Origin of the sequence: Pseudorhodobacter sp., assembly GCF_030452865.1 — a bacterium.
Taxonomy (GTDB): Bacteria; Pseudomonadota; Alphaproteobacteria; order Rhodobacterales; family Rhodobacteraceae; genus Pseudorhodobacter.
Window position 1 is genome coordinate 1 of sequence record NZ_JAKDLJ010000532.1, and the last position, 2,007, is coordinate 2,007.

Annotated in this window: 3 protein-coding genes and 1 pseudogene; 3 read left to right on the forward strand and 1 reads right to left on the reverse strand. The window is 57.1% G+C overall.

Annotation, left to right across the window (positions count from 1 at the left end; translation table 11 throughout):
* Positions 1-721 (forward strand): type II and III secretion system protein family protein (locus tag L0H65_RS19075; protein ID WP_367652018.1); only part of this gene is annotated, 721 nt, incomplete at its 5' end.
* A 4-nt stretch (positions 722-725) separates the two neighbouring features.
* Positions 726-1,364: an OmpA family protein gene (locus L0H65_RS19080; RefSeq protein WP_301460772.1), complete on the forward strand. Its 639-nt coding sequence runs from the start codon at positions 726-728 to the stop codon at positions 1,362-1,364.
* A gap of 64 nt (positions 1,365-1,428) precedes the next feature.
* Here L0H65_RS19080 and L0H65_RS19085 read toward each other — a convergent pair whose 3' ends face one another.
* A complete protein-coding gene (locus tag L0H65_RS19085) occupies positions 1,429-1,788 on the reverse strand; it encodes a hypothetical protein (protein WP_301460773.1) in 360 nt (119 codons plus the stop codon).
* Between L0H65_RS19085 and L0H65_RS19090 the strand changes: the two are divergent.
* Positions 1,745-2,007, forward strand: a pseudogene (locus L0H65_RS19090) (pilus assembly protein CpaE); the annotation flags it as partial. The gene L0H65_RS19085 and the pseudogene L0H65_RS19090 overlap by 44 nt on opposite strands.

Consider the following 2,007-nt stretch of genomic DNA (forward strand, 5'->3'; position numbering starts at 1 on the left):
AGACAGCAACGGCGCCATGACAATCGGCTTTTCCGCCGGATCACTGCAATTTGCCGTGTTGCTGGAAGCCCTTGAAAGCAAAGGCGTTGTGCGGACCCTGGCAGAGCCGAATCTGACCGCCCTTTCCGGGCAGGAGGCGAAGTTCCTGGCTGGTGGCGAATACCCGATCCCGGTGGCAAGTGCCCTGGGCCAGGTTGCAATTGAGTACAAACCCTTCGGCGTTGAATTGAACTTTACCCCCGTCGTGGTCGATGGAGATATCATCAACCTGACGATCAATGCCGCGGTCTCCGCCATAGACAACACAATCACCGTCGAAGCAGCGGGATTCAGCATCAACGCCTTCAAACGGCGCGAAACCTCGACCACCGTGGAAATGCGGGATGGGGAGAGTTTTGCAATCGCGGGCCTGTTGCAGGATGATTTCCGCAACCTGAATGGTCAGGTGCCGTGGCTCGGAGATATTCCTGTGCTGGGTGCCTTGTTCCGCAGTGCAGAATACCAGCGCGCCCAATCGGAACTGGTCATCATCGTGACCCCGCATCTTGTTACACCGACCAGAGGTGAGGCGCTTGCCGTTCCGACAGACCGTATTCGTCCCCCCACGGAGCGTGAGCAATTCCTGTTCGGAAAAGTTTCGGGGGTCAATGCGCCAAAAGGTGCCGCTGGTGAAGTCGCAAGGCAGGACTTCAGCGGTTCCTACGGCTATGTGATGGAGTAAGCGGATGCGTGTTTCTTCTTTGATATTAGGTGTTTCGCTGCTCGCCCTCGGGGCCTGTGGGCCGGATTGGGATCGTGAATCCGGAGCAGACAACACTGATTACTTCGGCAATGCCACGATGAACAACACGATGATCCAATCGGGCGAGAAGGATTACACCATTGCCCTCGGCAAACGCTTTGCCGACGAAGTGCCGTCCACCATCACCTTCGCGTTCAACTCCTCCGCTCTGGATGGCAACGCAATTGCGACTCTCCAACATCAGGCGAATTGGATCAAACAGTTCCCCGAGGTACGCTTCCGCGTCTACGGCCACACCGATCTGGTCGGCTCCAACGCCTATAACAAGGCATTGGGCTTGCGGCGGGCAAAGGCTGTCGTGGCCTATTTCGCCAGCCAGGGCATTTCGCGTAACCGGCTGGAGGCGCTCGCCTCCTTCGGTGAAACGCGCCCGGTGATCAACACCCCCGGCCCGGAAGAGGCGAACCGCCGCACCGTGACCGAGGTATCGGGTTTTGTGAAACGCCAGGCGACACCGCTGAACGGCAAATATGCCGAAGTGATCTTCCGCGAATACATCAAACTGGCGGAGCGACCGCACCCGAGCAACCGGAAGATCGTCACGGAAACGAACCCCGGCTAAGCTCAGAAGCATTACAACCTATGTTGAACCCCCGACAGGCCGGAGCGATCCGGCCTGTTCGGTTTCAAGCAGCAGGAGGTGCAAGGCTTGCACCGCGTCCATCGGTGCAGGCGGTTTTTTTTGCGCGCAACTGCGCATCAATTTTTCCGACCTCTGCGCGATATCGCGCAACAATAGCGGCGATGCACGCAGTTCGGCGCAAAAGACCAAACAATAACAGTTTTTTAGCCCCAATCTCGCCAAGATTGTCGACCATCTTCGCTTCAATGGGAACAATTATGCGGCAAAACGCCGTGTGCGGGTTTCGGATATGCGGCTGCTGATTCGCCTGAACGGCACGGCGCGCGTCTCCAGCCCCGCTGTTGAAGGGCAGAAAAGCGATGACGAGTGTAGCAAACCTCCAACCTGATCCGGCGCCGATCATGGCGTGCACGATTTCGCGGGATGTACAGAATTTCGACCTGTTGATTGATGACATGGAAATCGAGCTCGGTGAAAACTGGGGCGATCTTTCATTTGCCGATGCGTCGGTGTTTCTGGAACAGCCGGATTCCGCCACTTTGGAATTCGTTGCCATCGCCGTCGACGGCGAGGACAGCATCGACCTTGCGCAGATCACCGACATCATCAAGCAGGCAAAGAC